The 13,846-nt window shown below is 39.6% G+C and carries 20 protein-coding genes; 7 read left to right on the forward strand and 13 right to left on the reverse strand.

The window, feature by feature from the left end; translation table 11 throughout:
- Positions 1-201 precede the first annotated feature (201 nt).
- Together VTAP4600_RS24700 and VTAP4600_RS24705 are read left to right on the forward strand one after the other, a co-directional pair.
- On the forward strand, positions 202-786 hold the full coding sequence (locus VTAP4600_RS24700) for an SPOR domain-containing protein (RefSeq protein ID WP_102525330.1): 585 nt from the start codon (positions 202-204) through the stop codon (positions 784-786).
- Positions 787-956: 170 nt separating this feature from the next.
- On the forward strand, positions 957-1,949 hold the full coding sequence (locus VTAP4600_RS24705) for a D-alanine--D-alanine ligase (RefSeq protein ID WP_102525331.1): 993 nt from the start codon (positions 957-959) through the stop codon (positions 1,947-1,949).
- Here VTAP4600_RS24705 and VTAP4600_RS24710 read toward each other — a convergent pair whose 3' ends face one another.
- Complete coding sequence (locus VTAP4600_RS24710) at positions 1,950-2,909, reverse strand: tyrosine-type recombinase/integrase (protein ID WP_102525332.1); 960 nt, start codon at positions 2,907-2,909, stop codon at positions 1,950-1,952.
- A gap of 101 nt (positions 2,910-3,010) precedes the next feature.
- On the opposite strand from VTAP4600_RS24710, the gene VTAP4600_RS24715 reads away from it, so the two are divergent.
- The 3 genes from VTAP4600_RS24715 to VTAP4600_RS24725 all read left to right on the forward strand — a co-directional run bounded on the left by VTAP4600_RS24715 (position 3,011) and on the right by VTAP4600_RS24725 (position 4,768).
- Positions 3,011-3,373, forward strand: a complete 363-nt coding sequence (locus VTAP4600_RS24715; RefSeq protein WP_102525540.1) for a DUF3319 domain-containing protein — start codon at positions 3,011-3,013, stop codon at positions 3,371-3,373.
- Between the two features lie 35 nt (positions 3,374-3,408).
- On the forward strand, positions 3,409-3,720 hold the full coding sequence (yciH, locus tag VTAP4600_RS24720) for a stress response translation initiation inhibitor YciH (protein WP_102525333.1): 312 nt from the start codon (positions 3,409-3,411) through the stop codon (positions 3,718-3,720).
- A gap of 208 nt (positions 3,721-3,928) precedes the next feature.
- A complete protein-coding gene (locus VTAP4600_RS24725) occupies positions 3,929-4,768 on the forward strand; it encodes an isopenicillin N synthase family dioxygenase (protein ID WP_102525334.1) in 840 nt (279 codons plus the stop codon).
- Positions 4,769-4,987: 219 nt separating this feature from the next.
- Here VTAP4600_RS24725 and VTAP4600_RS24730 read toward each other — a convergent pair whose 3' ends face one another.
- The 5 genes from VTAP4600_RS24730 to VTAP4600_RS24745 form a co-directional block, all read right to left on the reverse strand.
- Positions 4,988-5,200: a plasmid replication protein RepB gene (locus VTAP4600_RS24730; protein ID WP_102525335.1), complete on the reverse strand. Its 213-nt coding sequence runs from the start codon at positions 5,198-5,200 to the stop codon at positions 4,988-4,990.
- Between the two features lie 73 nt (positions 5,201-5,273).
- Positions 5,274-5,498, reverse strand: a complete 225-nt coding sequence (locus VTAP4600_RS24735) for an RstC protein (RefSeq protein WP_102525336.1) — start codon at positions 5,496-5,498, stop codon at positions 5,274-5,276.
- A gap of 66 nt (positions 5,499-5,564) precedes the next feature.
- Complete coding sequence (locus tag VTAP4600_RS26050) at positions 5,565-5,732, reverse strand: hypothetical protein (protein WP_172443222.1); 168 nt, start codon at positions 5,730-5,732, stop codon at positions 5,565-5,567.
- Positions 5,729-6,010: a single-stranded DNA-binding protein gene (locus VTAP4600_RS24740; RefSeq protein ID WP_102525337.1), complete on the reverse strand. Its 282-nt coding sequence runs from the start codon at positions 6,008-6,010 to the stop codon at positions 5,729-5,731. Before VTAP4600_RS24740 ends, VTAP4600_RS26050 begins: the two co-directional genes overlap by 4 nt.
- A 9-nt stretch (positions 6,011-6,019) precedes the next feature.
- Entirely contained in the window at positions 6,020-7,162 is a 1,143-nt protein-coding gene (locus tag VTAP4600_RS24745) for a phage/plasmid replication protein, II/X family (protein ID WP_102525338.1), read from the reverse strand.
- Between the two features lie 121 nt (positions 7,163-7,283).
- Between VTAP4600_RS24745 and VTAP4600_RS24750 the strand changes: the two genes are divergently transcribed.
- Positions 7,284-7,799 carry a helix-turn-helix domain-containing protein gene (locus VTAP4600_RS24750; RefSeq protein ID WP_102525339.1) on the forward strand — a complete coding sequence of 172 codons (516 nt, stop codon included), beginning with the start codon at positions 7,284-7,286 and terminating at the stop codon, positions 7,797-7,799.
- 996 nt (positions 7,800-8,795) lie between these two features.
- Here VTAP4600_RS24750 and VTAP4600_RS24760 read toward each other — a convergent pair.
- From VTAP4600_RS24760 to VTAP4600_RS24775, 5 genes are all read right to left on the reverse strand, one after another.
- The gene (locus VTAP4600_RS24760; RefSeq protein ID WP_102525341.1) at positions 8,796-9,008 is read right to left on the reverse strand and encodes a plasmid replication protein RepB; all 213 of its coding nucleotides are present in this window, start codon (positions 9,006-9,008) and stop codon (positions 8,796-8,798) included.
- A 73-nt stretch (positions 9,009-9,081) separates the two neighbouring features.
- Complete coding sequence (locus tag VTAP4600_RS24765) at positions 9,082-9,306, reverse strand: RstC protein (RefSeq protein ID WP_102525336.1); 225 nt, start codon at positions 9,304-9,306, stop codon at positions 9,082-9,084.
- A 66-nt stretch (positions 9,307-9,372) separates the two neighbouring features.
- Positions 9,373-9,540: a hypothetical protein gene (locus VTAP4600_RS26055; RefSeq protein WP_172443222.1), complete on the reverse strand. Its 168-nt coding sequence runs from the start codon at positions 9,538-9,540 to the stop codon at positions 9,373-9,375.
- Positions 9,537-9,818, reverse strand: coding sequence for a single-stranded DNA-binding protein (locus VTAP4600_RS24770; protein WP_102525337.1), 282 nt, complete (start codon positions 9,816-9,818; stop codon positions 9,537-9,539). Before VTAP4600_RS24770 ends, VTAP4600_RS26055 begins: the two co-directional genes overlap by 4 nt.
- A gap of 9 nt (positions 9,819-9,827) precedes the next feature.
- Complete coding sequence (locus tag VTAP4600_RS24775; protein ID WP_102525338.1) at positions 9,828-10,970, reverse strand: phage/plasmid replication protein, II/X family; 1,143 nt, start codon at positions 10,968-10,970, stop codon at positions 9,828-9,830.
- 121 nt (positions 10,971-11,091) lie between these two features.
- On the opposite strand from VTAP4600_RS24775, the gene VTAP4600_RS24780 reads away from it, so the two are divergent.
- Positions 11,092-11,607, forward strand: a complete 516-nt coding sequence (locus VTAP4600_RS24780; protein WP_102525339.1) for a helix-turn-helix domain-containing protein — start codon at positions 11,092-11,094, stop codon at positions 11,605-11,607.
- A 734-nt stretch (positions 11,608-12,341) separates the two neighbouring features.
- Here VTAP4600_RS24780 and VTAP4600_RS24790 read toward each other — a convergent pair.
- The gene (locus VTAP4600_RS24790; protein WP_012396984.1) at positions 12,342-12,569 is read right to left on the reverse strand and encodes a hypothetical protein; all 228 of its coding nucleotides are present in this window, start codon (positions 12,567-12,569) and stop codon (positions 12,342-12,344) included.
- A gap of 296 nt (positions 12,570-12,865) precedes the next feature.
- Positions 12,866-13,324 (reverse strand): hypothetical protein, encoded by a 459-nt coding sequence (locus VTAP4600_RS24795; protein ID WP_102525343.1) that lies wholly within the window; start codon positions 13,322-13,324, stop codon positions 12,866-12,868.
- Between the last annotated feature and the right edge of the window lie 522 nt (positions 13,325-13,846).

Below are 13,846 nucleotides of genomic sequence, written 5' to 3' on the forward strand. Positions count from 1 at the left end.
GGATGTTGGTTACTCAGTCTAAAGCAATAGTCATGTACACTAATCGCTCATATTTTGGCAATGTGATCAATAACTCGTAATAATCACAAGATAATGTGGGATAAGTCACGAGATAGTCTAGAATTTACTGACTATGTACTTGATTCTGGAACGATCAATGGGCATGATTTGACAGAAATTCATCTAAGCGTCGTGTGACTTATGAAAAAAATTAGCATTATAGGGTTATCCGTTCTTTTAACAGCGTGTGCCTCTGATACGTATGAAAAAGGTGTGACTAGCGAGTCTTACAAAGAAGACTACAAGGTAGACACTATTGCTCAACCGATTACGGCTAAAAGTGAGTCGATGATCAAAGAAGAGTCGGTTATGGCTTCTGAATCTGCAGCGACGATGAAAGCAGCACCGGTCGCTCAAGAGAAAAAACCGGTTCAGCTCGCTCCTCAAACCGCAAAGAAAAAGATCAAGATAGTGCCGCCAACCAACGAGCAGATGAAAAAGAACCCTCGTTACGGCTACACAATTCAAGTCATCGCATTAGACCGCGAAAGTAAACTGAACGGCTTTGCTAATAAACTACCAGACGGACAACCAATCTGGGGTAACTATAAGCAAGTTAAAGGAACAAATTGGTACACCATTCTTTATGGTGATTACGCGTCAAGAGCCGAAGCAAAAGCCGCTATCTCTACGTTACCAAAAGAATTTCAGAAGCTTAAGCCATTTGCGAAAAGCATCGACGACATCAAGAACTCTGATTACCCATCAATGAATAAATTGAAATAGGGCCATCAAGTTAGGACAAAAGGGGCATTAGCCCCTTTTTCATGTCTGTTTGATGGGTATGTAATCAGTCGCATCCAAATTGGCATCGTTTGACATGATTTTTACTGAATATCGGTGTTGAAACCTATAGACTGTTTTTAATCACGTTTTTTCATGGAAAGAACCTCGCAATGAATCAAAAGAATATCTTACTGCTTTGTGGCGGTGGATCTAGCGAACATGAAGTATCGCTAATCTCAGCAAATTATCTCCAGCAACAGTTGTCTTTAACTCCTTACTTCAATGTAATCCGTGTTGAAATGAGTAAAACTGACTGGCGACTAGAGAACGGCCAAAAAACTGAACTTGATATCGCACATTCATCTTTAAAAGGTGACAACCACAACTTCCCAATTGATTACATCGTGCCGTGTATTCACGGTTATCCTGGTGAAACAGGGGACGTTCAATCACTTTTCGAATTGGCTAAAATCCCGTACTTAGGTTGTGGCCCTGAAGCAAGCACTAATAGCTTCAACAAAATCACGTCAAAACTGTGGTACGACGCGTTAGATATCCCGAACACACCTTATCTCTTTCTTTCTGAAAACAACGACGAAGCGCATCAACAAGCGCATTCTGCATTTGAGAAGTGGGGAAAGGTTTTTGTTAAAGCCGCTTGCCAAGGCTCATCCGTTGGTTGCTACAGTGTCACTTCAAAAGATGAATTAGACGACGCAGTTACTAATGCATTTGGTTATTCAGAACAAGTACTTATTGAGCAATCGGTTAAGCCTCGTGAATTAGAGGTAGCCGGGTTTGAGTATCAAGGTAAGCTCTTTATTAGCAAGCCTGGAGAAGTGATTGCACCAGAAGGGATGTTTTATAGCTACGAAGAAAAATACAGCTCCGACAGCCATTCTTTAACAGAAATCGAAGCTAAGAATCTTACTCGCGACCAAATCGACCAGATCCAGGAGTTCGCTTATAAAGTCTTCAAGCAAATGAATCTAAAAGATCTCTCACGCATCGATTTCTTTTTAACGGAAGATGGTCATATCTACCTAAATGAAGTGAATACATTCCCTGGGATGACGCCGATTTCTATGTTCCCTAAAATGGTAGCAAACCACGGAATTGTGTTTAGTGACTTCCTAAAAGAAGCGATAGACTCGGCCTTATAGTTAGTCCCATGGCTTAATTAACGTAAATTTCATTATCTCTTGCTCTGCTGTGTTCTTTCGCCCTAAATACTGTGCGGGCATAGCAGGGCTAAGCCATCGACCAAAATCTTTGATATCTTGAACGTTGTACCCTTGAGAAGCTAATTCACGGGCGGCTCCAACACGAGTCGATTGACCAGAAAACTTGAGTTCTTCAGGTAAACCCAATAAATCGCTCGCTCTACGAAAGATCCGATAGATGGACGAATCATTGAGTGCTCCTCGATACAAATTCTCATGTTTATCAATCCGACAAAAAACACACCCCTCAACATTCCCAGTTAACGCCATCCATTTACGAAGAACCTCACTTGCCCGTGCACTTAGCTGATATTGTTGGTTTCCAAGTAAAAGTTTTATTTCATTTTCACTACTGATGTCACTATGAGTAAGATGTTTGAGCTCGGAGCGCTTCATTGCACATTCAAACATCAATGAGTAAATGGCTAAATCACGTATGTCTTTTGTTTCAACGGAATGACCTAATAGATCAAAAAGTGCATCTAAATGGTCACAAGTAAATGCGTTCGCACTGCGTGCATCGCCAGATTTTTCTAAGCGAAACTCTGAGAGCGTTAATTTGATTCGACGATGGTTGGTCGGTTCAGGTAGAGAGTGTAGGCGGTGAATGGCGCCAATTGTTAACGCGTAACGCCTAATTGAAGAATACTTACGCTTACGCCCTTCATTTTCCAAGAAGATCCGCACCGCAGACACTGACGCAGGCAAACTGTTCACTTGTTTTAACTGGCAAAATTGAACGAAACGGTTCCAGTCATTAACCATCGACTTCAACGAATTACTTGAATACATCCCATGGGTTAGGTTATCTAACACCTTGATATCTATCGGCTGAGAAAAAGTTCGGCAACTCTGGGCTAATTTTTCTCTATCTGTGATCAAAGGAATGTTTTTCTTCATAATTAGCGCACTATAACCATTAACATTAAGCAAATTCTACTTGATAAACGTCAATTTACAATTATTATTAGTAGTAAGAATAAACTAAGAGTTGCATGCTAATGGCTAATACAATGCACCGTGGTTATACCATACAGTCATCTAACGCTAATCCTGATGTTTGGCAAGTTCGTATAAAGAACAAAGTGTTAGCTGGTAACCTTGCGGCAGTCAAAAAAAGTGTTGATTGGTGGTGTGATACCGCGTCTCTCATTGACCCTAAAGAGTTCTCATCTCTTGCATCTAACCGTCCAGCTTCTGGTGGTAGCACAGAAGAAAATTACAATGGTTACAGTTTAAAGAATGATACAGGCGCTGCAAATGCTTGGTATTGCTTCTTTAATGGACGATTAATTAAAGGTGGCAAGATCGCAATCCAAAAACATATTGATGCTCACTTGGCGGCAGTCGCTAGAAAAGGCTAAAATAGGCAAGTGACTAACAAATAGAAAAGAAATTTATGAGCCTGGTATATTCGACTGATGTCGGCAGAATTAAACAAGAAGAACCGAAACAAGAACGCGTTAAAGGCGATGGTATCGTTCGCATCCAGCGTCAAACCAAAGGCCGAAAAGGCAAGGGCGTCTGCATTGTTTCCGGATTAGATCTAGACGATGCACCTCTCAAATTGTTAGCCGCTGAGCTTAAAAAAGTATGTGGCTGCGGTGGTTCAGTAAAAGACGGGACGATTGAAATCCAAGGTGACGCCCGAGACAAAATCAAAGCCCACTTAGAGAAAAAAGGCCACACGGTAAAATTGGCCGGGGGCTAAAGTTAAGTGAACAAAAAAGCCAAGCAATCCGCTTGGCTTTTTTTGTAATTGACATCAGTAAGTCTTTCATTACGAATCGTGTTGATAATGAGAGTTATTGGACAACAATGAAGCACTCGAACAAAAACATTTCATTAATATTTGATTTACATCGCGCCCAATTTTAAACTTCGACTTTAATACCTACATCATAATAAGAAGTAAAGTCATGAAATTGGAAACAGTCGATTACCTAGCTGAAGACGCTGCCGAGCAATTCGTAAAATCACTCCGTGAAACCGGATTCGGTGTTCTAAAAAATCATCCCGTACCTAAAGAACTTGTTGAATCAATTTATTCAAATTGGCATGCATTCTTTACGACAGAGCGTAAAAACGAATTTTTATTTAATTCTGAAACGCAAGATGGTTACTTCCCACCAAGTGTTTCGGAGGTTGCTAAGGGACATGCTGTAAAAGACATTAAAGAATACTTCCATGTTTACCCTTGGGGTCAGATCCCGGCCGAGCTCAAAGAGCAAATCTTAGATTACTACCAAAGAGCAAACGCATTCGCAGAAGAGCTTTTAGGCTGGGTAGAAGCGTATGCACCTAAGGAAATTCAAGAGAAGTTTTCCGTGTCGTTGTCTGAAATGATAAACGGAAGCGAAAAAACACTGTTACGCGTACTGCATTATCCACCGATGACAGGTGAAGAAGAACCAGGTGCGATTCGAGCTGCAGCACACGAAGACATTAATTTGTTAACGGTTTTGCCTGCCGCGAACGAACCAGGTCTACAAGTGAAGAGCAAAGATGGTGATTGGTTAGACGTACCATGTGACTTTGGTAACCTGATCATCAATATTGGCGACATGCTACAAGAAGCTTCTGCGGGGTATTTTCCAAGTACAACGCATCGCGTCATAAATCCAACGGGTGGACGACAAGATCAGTCAAGAATCTCGTTACCGTTATTTTTACACCCAAAACCAGAAGTTGTCTTATCTGAAAATTACACAGCAGACAGTTATCTAATGGAACGTTTACGCGAACTAGGCGTAATCTAATAGTCCAGCAACACAAAATACAGCTAATAGTCAGGACTTAATCTTTGATTAAAGTAATGATTATTAGCTATTTTATGGTAAATAGCCGTTATGGTTAAATAGCTAGGGTTAGAGGGGACAACTAGATAACGCAATCATAGAGGCAACAACTCCACACTTCACTACATATAATTTAACATAATATACATAATGCGCACTAAGGTGTTGGTTGTTTTATGGCTAAAATCGAACTGTAACCTGCTTAAATCCTATCTTCTGTGCGTTTTCTACCGCAGCATCAATACTTTTAAAATTCCTATCACCGCCTCGCTGAGCCTGTAAAACGTGTTTGTCACATAACAATAAATAGCTTTCACTCATTGGGGCTTTGATGACGGTTACTTTTTTCAAGTTTCCGTTATCAAACAATAACTTCAAATCTTTAATTTGCATAATCAAATCTCTATTTTGATTGGTTGAAATTAAAAAAAATGCTCGATAAAAATACCGAGCAATAAAATGATACTTAAGCGATTGATTCAATTTTAAGGTCTGATTGATCAGATTTAGGTTTTGATTCGCGGATGAAGCTCAAAATCCCTTGCAAAGACTCAATTTCACCATGCATGTGATCAATTAATTCAAATGAAAGTTCCTTGGGACATGCTCCAGTTCTTAAAAAAACAGATATGTTGGAAATGCCATTTAACTTACTTTCTGCGTCCGAGAACGTGTATCCTTTGATTGTCATAGTCAACTCCAGTTTAGTTGGTTGTGATAAAGCCCGTAGCTGCCTACCAGTTACGGGCTTTTCTTCTTAGTTTGAAGGAGAACCTTCTATAAGTTCGTATTCAGCCCCTTCGAGAAAATCCTCAATAGCGGACTTAACGTCCCATTCAGCTTTACAAGTATAAAACTCATCAAGCGTTGGAAAATACAATTCAATCATGCTTGGTGAATGTCTCTGGATGTAGACCTTAATCATAATTCGAGCTCCATTGGTGTGATGATTTTTCCGTATTTTTTCAATTCCACAGAACCGAAATTATTAACGACATAAGAAGAGCTATGAAAGGTATAAAATCCTGCTTCATAAGGTGGTTGACCTTCTTCGAGTTGAACCTTAGTTAACGTTGGAAAGCGACCTTGCAGATACACATAAGCGTCTTGCTCATAAATAGTGCGTGGTGGCTTTCCCTCCTTCCCTGGCATTGTTCGAGATGTGGTTTTGACATCTTCTTTAAACACTTCAATTTTCAACATTTTTAATTCCTATGCGTATGCTTTAAAAGGTAAAATATTAGTTTCTGCTACGACTGGCATTTTGTACCAAGACGGTATTTGTAGGGGGTTAATCTCAATGACTTCAGAGCGTTTAAGAGTCGGACACATACGGCTAACATCGAACTTCTGACCAATATCAATACCAATAGCTTTCAGGCGGGCTTTGTGCTCGTAAAACTGACGAGGTTTCAATATTTGTCTCAAATCAGAACCATGCTGCCACATAGTAAAGTAGCTCATAGTTGTATTGGCTTTACGCAAGGTATCAACAGAACCTGAAGCTAACAGTTGGTGGGCAATAGATTGATGTTCATCATGTGATATTTGTATAGTCTTCATGGCGTTCTCAATGTCTTGTAAGTGGTGGTGAAAATCTTGTTCGGTTACGTTGCCGTAGAATTGTAAGTTGTGTCGTTTCAATAACATTTGTCTTAGACTGTGCTCTTCACGTACAACGCCGAATGATTCGCAATATTCAATTAATTTAGTGACATACTTTAAAACTTCTGGTGCAACTCCTTGTTTTGTTCTTTGGGTCTTTAATAAATTTCTTTGCAATTCAACCGCTTTCCTATACAGCTTATCCATAATCCAAGTGGAACCTTCTCCCCAATTGCACGTGTTTCCATCAGGGTAAAGCTTAGGCTTACGGCCTCGACCAATTTGCATAGAAGAAAGCCCACGGATAAACGATTGTTCCTTGCCCTTGCCTACAGCATGATTTCGAGTCCAGTCAATCAGTGTAATTTCAGCGCCATTACCTATCAAAGATGATGCTTGACCATCAGATGATTGACGATGAGAAAAGCGTGTGTTTTTAGTAAATGGTGGTAAGCCATAAAAGCCTAATACATGATTGTAAACAGCGACGCATTCATCAAGAGTTTGAAGCCCAAAAAGATTATCCACACGTTGCCAGCGCGAAGGATTCCCCTCTACTCGAACACGAGTACCATCACAACGAATCGTAAGCTTTGTACTAAAAGATCCTTCGAGAACCTTTTGATTTACCGATGGCGGTAACTTCTCACCAGTTTCTAATTCGACCCTTTCAATAACATGACGACCCACGAGTGGTAAATTCCCCTCATGGTGATCTTGTTGCATGAAAAGCTGGTCAATAAAAAACAAACGAGAACCCTGTCAAGAATCAATACAGACATTTTTATGTATGTACATGGATATAAATGTATGGCTGAATAATATGACATATAAAAGTAGGTGTAAACTTAAATTTAAGTAAGGTTTTTAGATGGATTATGTAAATATGAGTATTGGTAGCGTTCTTAAAGACAGACGAATCGAACTAAATGTCAAACAAGAAGATATTGCGGAACAGATGAAAGTAACGGTACAAACCGTAAGTAAATGGGAAAGAGATATTACTGAGCCCAAAGCGAACCAAGTTTCAAAGTTAAGCCAAATTCTTAAAATTTCAGAGAAAGAAATTTGCCAAGGTACAATCGATAAATCTGATATTAACGACCAAGAATTCATAAGAAGAGTTGGTGTGTTAATGAAGCATGTACCCCATATAGAAATGCTATACGGAATGCATGAATACATACCAGATCAAGAAGGATTCTTAAACATGCTTGCAGAGGCTTCTGAATTTCCATATGAACTCTTTGAACAAGGAAGAATTGAAAGCTCAAAAGAACAACTTGAATGGGCTGAAAACGGGCAAATACAATTTAAAGACGAAAATACAAAGACACTTTTTATCGAACACCATAAGCGGATAGTAGAAGGGAAAAAAATCAAGTAGTGCGGAATTCCGCAGTTAGTTGGGGTGTAACAGTAACCCCAACTTGTTCTGATAACATTTCGATTACAAGTGACAATTTTGAAGATGGCCTTTTGAGGCCATTTTTAATGGCCTCTCCTATTTCCTTCTCACCCTCCTTGCTCAGTTTTCGCCGTCGTTGTTCGTCGTCAGTCGTCGAGTCTTGATAACTGATAGATATAAGGGTTGCAGTTGCAAAACGCCCCTTTGGTGCTGTGATGCTCTGCAAGGGTGGTTCTAGCAAGAAGGAAAGGAAGTTTGTCGGGGTGTCATAGATTGGGGGCGCTTCGCGCGTATCGGGCAGCTTGGCCGAAGTGACCACGTCAGCGTGGGTGTTGTGCCCTTATCCCTACGGGAAAGGCAATATTAAAAAATGGCATTTAAATGGTGTGAATAAGAATTAGCTTAGTAAAGTTTAAATCAAGTCGACGATAACAACTAGGTTATCCACAGCCGTTGCTTTCTATCGTACTTGGCGATAATAAATTTACAGGTATAATAGTTAGGTCTACTATCAAGTAGATACAAAAAAGCCCTAAGCGTTGGGCTTAGGGCTCCTAAATACAGGAGGCCTTATCGAAGACCTAACCAATCTGCTATTAGCAGTAGCTACCGTTATTGGTACAGTAACAGCACTAGTCAAAGTTCTCAAAAGCAAAGACTAGATATCAAAGTCCGATTGAGTTGCCGCTCTTTCGGACTTTTATTTATTAGAATGCAATGTTGCCCTCTAATAATTCACAATGTTATTTTATGCACACACTACAAGAAACGCCAGAACTTTCTAGTACCTCATAGTATTGGGGCAATTATTTGTATATTGGTGCAGTTAAAAAACTAGCTTAGCTGACGCATTACAGGATTTATATTAAAAGAGCCTAACGGCTGCGGCCAGTGCTGGCGCAATGGTACTGCCCGCCACGCTTTCAACATAAATCTGACCACATAATGCGCACTAAGGTGTTGGTTGTTTTATGGCTAAAATCGAACTGTAACCTGCTTAAATCCTATCTTCTGTGCGTTTTCTACCGCAGCATCAATACTTTTAAAATTCCTATCACCGCCTCGCTGAGCCTGTAAAACGTGTATGTCACATAACAATAAATAGCTTTCACTCATTGGGGCTTTGATGACGGTTACTTTTTTCAAGTTTCCGTTATCAAACAATAACTTCAAATCTTTAATTTGCATAATCAAATCTCTATTTTGATTGGTTGAAATTAAAAAAAATGCTCGATAAAAATACCGAGCAATAAAATGATACTTAAGCGATTGATTCAATTTTAAGGTCTGATTGATCAGATTTAGGTTTTGATTCGCGGATGAAGCTCAAAATCCCTTGCAAAGACTCAATTTCACCATGCATGTGATCAATTAATTCAAATGAAAGTTCCTTGGGACATGCTCCAGTTCTTAAAAAAACAGATATGTTGGAAATGCCATTTAACTTACTTTCTGCGTCCGAGAACGTGTATCCTTTGATTGTCATAGTCAACTCCAGTTTAGTTGGTTGTGATAAAGCCCGTAGCTGCCTACCAGTTACGGGCTTTTCTTCTTAGTTTGAAGGAGAACCTTCTATAAGTTCGTATTCAGCCCCTTCGAGAAAATCCTCAATAGCGGACTTAACGTCCCATTCAGCTTTACAAGTATAAAACTCATCAAGCGTTGGAAAATACAATTCAATCATGCTTGGTGAATGTCTCTGGATGTAGACCTTAATCATAATTCGAGCTCCATTGGTGTGATGATTTTTCCGTATTTTTTCAATTCCACAGAACCGAAATTATTAACGACATAAGAAGAGCTATGAAAGGTATAAAATCCTGCTTCATAAGGTGGTTGACCTTCTTCGAGTTGAACCTTAGTTAACGTTGGAAAGCGACCTTGCAGATACACATAAGCGTCTTGCTCATAAATAGTGCGTGGTGGCTTTCCCTCCTTCCCTGGCATTGTTCGAGATGTGGTTTTGACATCTTCTTTAAACACTTCAATTTTCAACATTTTTAATTCCTATGCGTATGCTTTAAAAGGTAAAATATTAGTTTCTGCTACGACTGGCATTTTGTACCAAGACGGTATTTGTAGGGGGTTAATCTCAATGACTTCAGAGCGTTTAAGAGTCGGACACATACGGCTAACATCGAACTTCTGACCAATATCAATACCAATAGCTTTCAGGCGGGCTTTGTGCTCGTAAAACTGACGAGGTTTCAATATTTGTCTCAAATCAGAACCATGCTGCCACATAGTAAAGTAGCTCATAGTTGTATTGGCTTTACGCAAGGTATCAACAGAACCTGAAGCTAACAGTTGGTGGGCAATAGATTGATGTTCATCATGTGATATTTGTATAGTCTTCATGGCGTTCTCAATGTCTTGTAAGTGGTGGTGAAAATCTTGTTCGGTTACGTTGCCGTAGAATTGTAAGTTGTGTCGTTTCAATAACATTTGTCTTAGACTGTGCTCTTCACGTACAACGCCGAATGATTCGCAATATTCAATTAATTTAGTGACATACTTTAAAACTTCTGGTGCAACTCCTTGTTTTGTTCTTTGGGTCTTTAATAAATTTCTTTGCAATTCAACCGCTTTCCTATACAGCTTATCCATAATCCAAGTGGAACCTTCTCCCCAATTGCACGTGTTTCCATCAGGGTAAAGCTTAGGCTTACGGCCTCGACCAATTTGCATAGAAGAAAGCCCACGGATAAACGATTGTTCCTTGCCCTTGCCTACAGCATGATTTCGAGTCCAGTCAATCAGTGTAATTTCAGCGCCATTACCTATCAAAGATGATGCTTGACCATCAGATGATTGACGATGAGAAAAGCGTGTGTTTTTAGTAAATGGTGGTAAGCCATAAAAGCCTAATACATGATTGTAAACAGCGACGCATTCATCAAGAGTTTGAAGCCCAAAAAGATTATCCACACGTTGCCAGCGCGAAGGATTCCCCTCTACTCGAACACGAGTACCATCACAACGAATCGTAAGCTTTGTACTAAAAGATCCTTCGAGAACCTTTTGATTTACCGATGGCGGTAACTTCTCACCAGTTTCTAATTCGACCCTTTCAATAACATGACGCCCCACGAGTGGTAAATTCCCCTCATGGTGATCTTGTTGCATGAAAAGCTGGTCAATAAAAAACAAACGAGAACCCTGTCAAGAATCAATACAGACATTTTTATGTATGTACATGGATATAAATGTATGGCTGAATAATATGACATATAAAAGTAGGTGTAAACTTAAATTTAAGTAAGGTTTTTAGATGGATTATGTAAATATGAGTATTGGTAGCGTTCTTAAAGACAGACGAATCGAACTAAATGTCAAACAAGAAGATATTGCGGAACAGATGAAAGTAACGGTACAAACCGTAAGTAAATGGGAAAGAGATATTACTGAGCCCAAAGCGAACCAAGTTTCAAAGTTAAGCCAAATTCTTAAAATTTCAGAGAAAGAAATTTGCCAAGGTACAATCGATAAATCTGATATTAACGACCAAGAATTCATAAGAAGAGTTGGTGTGTTAATGAAGCATGTACCCCATATAGAAATGCTATACGGAATGCATGAATACATACCAGATCAAGAAGGATTCTTAAACATGCTTGCAGAGGCTTCTGAATTTCCATATGAACTCTTTGAACAAGGAAGAATTGAAAGCTCAAAAGAACAACTTGAATGGGCTGAAAACGGGCAAATACAATTTAAAGACGAAAATACAAAGACACTTTTTATCGAACACCATAAGCGGATAGTAGAAGGGAAAAAAATCAAGTAGTGCGGAATTCCGCAGTTAGTTGGGGTGTAACAGTAACCCCAACTTGTTCTGATAACATTTCGATTACAAGTGACAATTTTGAAGATGGCCTTTTGAGGCCATTTTTAATGGAAAAAATAGTATCGATAGAAAAGTAAACGCCATTTAATTTGGAGCCCTTCCCCGTCGAAACGGGGCCCCTTCCCAAATGTAAATGGCCTCTCCTATTTCCTTCTCACCCTCCTTGCTCAGTTTTCGCCGTCGTTGTTCGTCGTTGTTCGTCGTTGTTCGTCGTTGTTCGTCGTTGTTCGTCGTCAGTCGTCGAGTCTTGATAACTGATAGATATAAGGGTTGCAGTTGCAAAACGCCCTTTGGTGCTGTGATGCTCTGCAAGGGTGGTTCTAGCAAGAAAGAAAGGAAGTTTATCGCGGTGTCATAGATTGGGAGCGCTTCGCGCGTATCGGGCTGTTTGGCCGGAGCGACCATATCAACGTGGAGTTGTGCCCTTATCCCTGCGGGAAAATGCGAAATCCGCACAAGAGTACACTATTAAAGATAGTGTACTCTCCTTCTCCTCCTCGACCTCCTTGCTCAGTCTTCGCCGTCGTTTCTCGTCGTCATGCGTCGAGTTAAATAGGGGCAAAAGCGCTTGACCGGAAGGAAAGGAAGTTTATCGCGATGTCACACGAAAACAAAAAAGTCCGGAAAAACCGGACTTAGTTACATGTCATTATTGGGATAACGACAAGAGAACCTTATAACACATCAGCCAAATCCGCAGGAAGTGGCTCTAAATGTAATATCCCAGTATTATTCATACCCCTAGCCTCCATATTTTCTCGCATATTCGTCAAAACTACTTTTTCAATATGTCGTTCGTTGCCTTCAAAAAGCAGAATGCTATTAGGTTCTGGAATTACAGACAAAAAAACATGTGACCAATCTTCGCTGCCTTCACCTGATAAAACAATAAATGTATACATATAATAGACCTCTATAAAAACACATATATGGAGGTTAAACTTCAACAAATCAATGAGTTGGATAGACCAAATTGGAATAAAGAAATGGTTGCTTATTAATGCGCATTACAGGATTTATATTAAAAGAGCCTAGCGGCTGCGGCCAGTGCTGGCGCAATGGTACTGCCCGCCACGCTTTCAACATAAATCTGACCACATAATGCGCACTAAGATATGTAAGAGCGAAGTTGTAATGTCACTATTTGTAAAGTTAAAATGTCCCTTTAACTCATCACAAAAAGCTTCTGAATGCTCAGTTACTTTTTAGGACGTTTTAAATTTGTAAGTCTCTCTACCAATACCACGGTTGGATCTTCGTGTGTTAGCACTTCTACGCAATCCCAATCACTGGCAATGACATAAGACCATCCGCCAACTGTATTTAATTCAAAACTCAATGGGCTTTCATGGGTCCATTGGTGACCGCGCACTTTGAAACAGTTATCTTTCGGGTTCTTAGATCCCCACATCTCAAGTAAACCATGCTCGTCCAACACTCGATGTCCGCCAATTTGTCGAAATTGAATTTCATACACAGATTCAGTCATTTCATGGAACACCGTTACTGTAAGTTGTATCTCATCAGAAAATCTTAGATCTCGATATTCATACCGTGTATCTTGACCTGACAGATACCAGTTCTGACAGCCGTAGACGACAGATAATACTGAGATATCACCTTCATTTATGAGTGTTTCCCATCGACTAAATTCCATTATTCACCTTAGTAGCACGTGTTGTTGTTAATAATATCAAGTTAATAGTACAAAAACTGTCTTTGTTTGTAGTGAATATAAACAGGTTTTGGCCACCGGTTAACTAACTCGTTAAAGTTTAAACAAACCAACTGCAACGCTGGCTAAATTAAGAGACACTGTCACAAGCTGCAAATACTGCCCCTTAGCGAAAAACTTTACGGTAGGTGTTTTAGTATTTGATTGAAGGTACTTTCAAGTGACAGGATCACTTAACTGAAGAATTATATTATAGGTAAGCAACACAAACTGAGCACTATTTCTTGCTTCTCCTATAATTTAACGACCAAACGTTAAGCGACATTTGAAGTTAAGATCTCACTTATGAACGATAGATTGTATAACCTCTAGGTATATTATGAGCCAGTTAATAAAGTTAATCTATAGTTGAAGTTTTGATTCAATTGACGATTTGAGCTCTAATAGATAATTGCATCCCTAATGATGACGGCACCTGTAGCGATCCTGTATTAACCTCACAAA

The organism is Vibrio tapetis subsp. tapetis (assembly GCF_900233005.1).
Lineage (GTDB): Bacteria > Pseudomonadota > Gammaproteobacteria > Enterobacterales > Vibrionaceae > Vibrio > Vibrio tapetis.

What these genes read in the sequence shown, in the direction of transcription:
- VTAP4600_RS24700 (WP_102525330.1), top strand. Translation starts at nt 202, where the DNA reads ATGAAAAAAATTAGCATTATAGGGTTATCCGTTCTTTTAACAGCGTGT.
- VTAP4600_RS24705 (WP_102525331.1), top strand. Translation starts at nt 957, where the DNA reads ATGAATCAAAAGAATATCTTACTGCTTTGTGGCGGTGGATCTAGCGAA.
- VTAP4600_RS24710 (WP_102525332.1), bottom strand. Translation starts at nt 2,909, where the DNA reads ATGAAGAAAAACATTCCTTTGATCACAGATAGAGAAAAATTAGCCCAG.
- VTAP4600_RS24715 (WP_102525540.1), top strand. Translation starts at nt 3,011, where the DNA reads ATGGCTAATACAATGCACCGTGGTTATACCATACAGTCATCTAACGCT.
- yciH (WP_102525333.1), top strand. Translation starts at nt 3,409, where the DNA reads ATGAGCCTGGTATATTCGACTGATGTCGGCAGAATTAAACAAGAAGAA.
- VTAP4600_RS24725 (WP_102525334.1), top strand. Translation starts at nt 3,929, where the DNA reads ATGAAATTGGAAACAGTCGATTACCTAGCTGAAGACGCTGCCGAGCAA.
- VTAP4600_RS24730 (WP_102525335.1), bottom strand. Translation starts at nt 5,200, where the DNA reads ATGCAAATTAAAGATTTGAAGTTATTGTTTGATAACGGAAACTTGAAA.
- VTAP4600_RS24735 (WP_102525336.1), bottom strand. Translation starts at nt 5,498, where the DNA reads ATGACAATCAAAGGATACACGTTCTCGGACGCAGAAAGTAAGTTAAAT.
- VTAP4600_RS26050 (WP_172443222.1), bottom strand. Translation starts at nt 5,732, where the DNA reads ATGATTAAGGTCTACATCCAGAGACATTCACCAAGCATGATTGAATTG.
- VTAP4600_RS24740 (WP_102525337.1), bottom strand. Translation starts at nt 6,010, where the DNA reads ATGTTGAAAATTGAAGTGTTTAAAGAAGATGTCAAAACCACATCTCGA.
- VTAP4600_RS24750 (WP_102525339.1), top strand. Translation starts at nt 7,284, where the DNA reads ATGGATTATGTAAATATGAGTATTGGTAGCGTTCTTAAAGACAGACGA.
- VTAP4600_RS24760 (WP_102525341.1), bottom strand. Translation starts at nt 9,008, where the DNA reads ATGCAAATTAAAGATTTGAAGTTATTGTTTGATAACGGAAACTTGAAA.
- VTAP4600_RS24765 (WP_102525336.1), bottom strand. Translation starts at nt 9,306, where the DNA reads ATGACAATCAAAGGATACACGTTCTCGGACGCAGAAAGTAAGTTAAAT.
- VTAP4600_RS26055 (WP_172443222.1), bottom strand. Translation starts at nt 9,540, where the DNA reads ATGATTAAGGTCTACATCCAGAGACATTCACCAAGCATGATTGAATTG.
- VTAP4600_RS24770 (WP_102525337.1), bottom strand. Translation starts at nt 9,818, where the DNA reads ATGTTGAAAATTGAAGTGTTTAAAGAAGATGTCAAAACCACATCTCGA.
- VTAP4600_RS24780 (WP_102525339.1), top strand. Translation starts at nt 11,092, where the DNA reads ATGGATTATGTAAATATGAGTATTGGTAGCGTTCTTAAAGACAGACGA.
- VTAP4600_RS24790 (WP_012396984.1), bottom strand. Translation starts at nt 12,569, where the DNA reads ATGTATACATTTATTGTTTTATCAGGTGAAGGCAGCGAAGATTGGTCA.
- VTAP4600_RS24795 (WP_102525343.1), bottom strand. Translation starts at nt 13,324, where the DNA reads ATGGAATTTAGTCGATGGGAAACACTCATAAATGAAGGTGATATCTCA.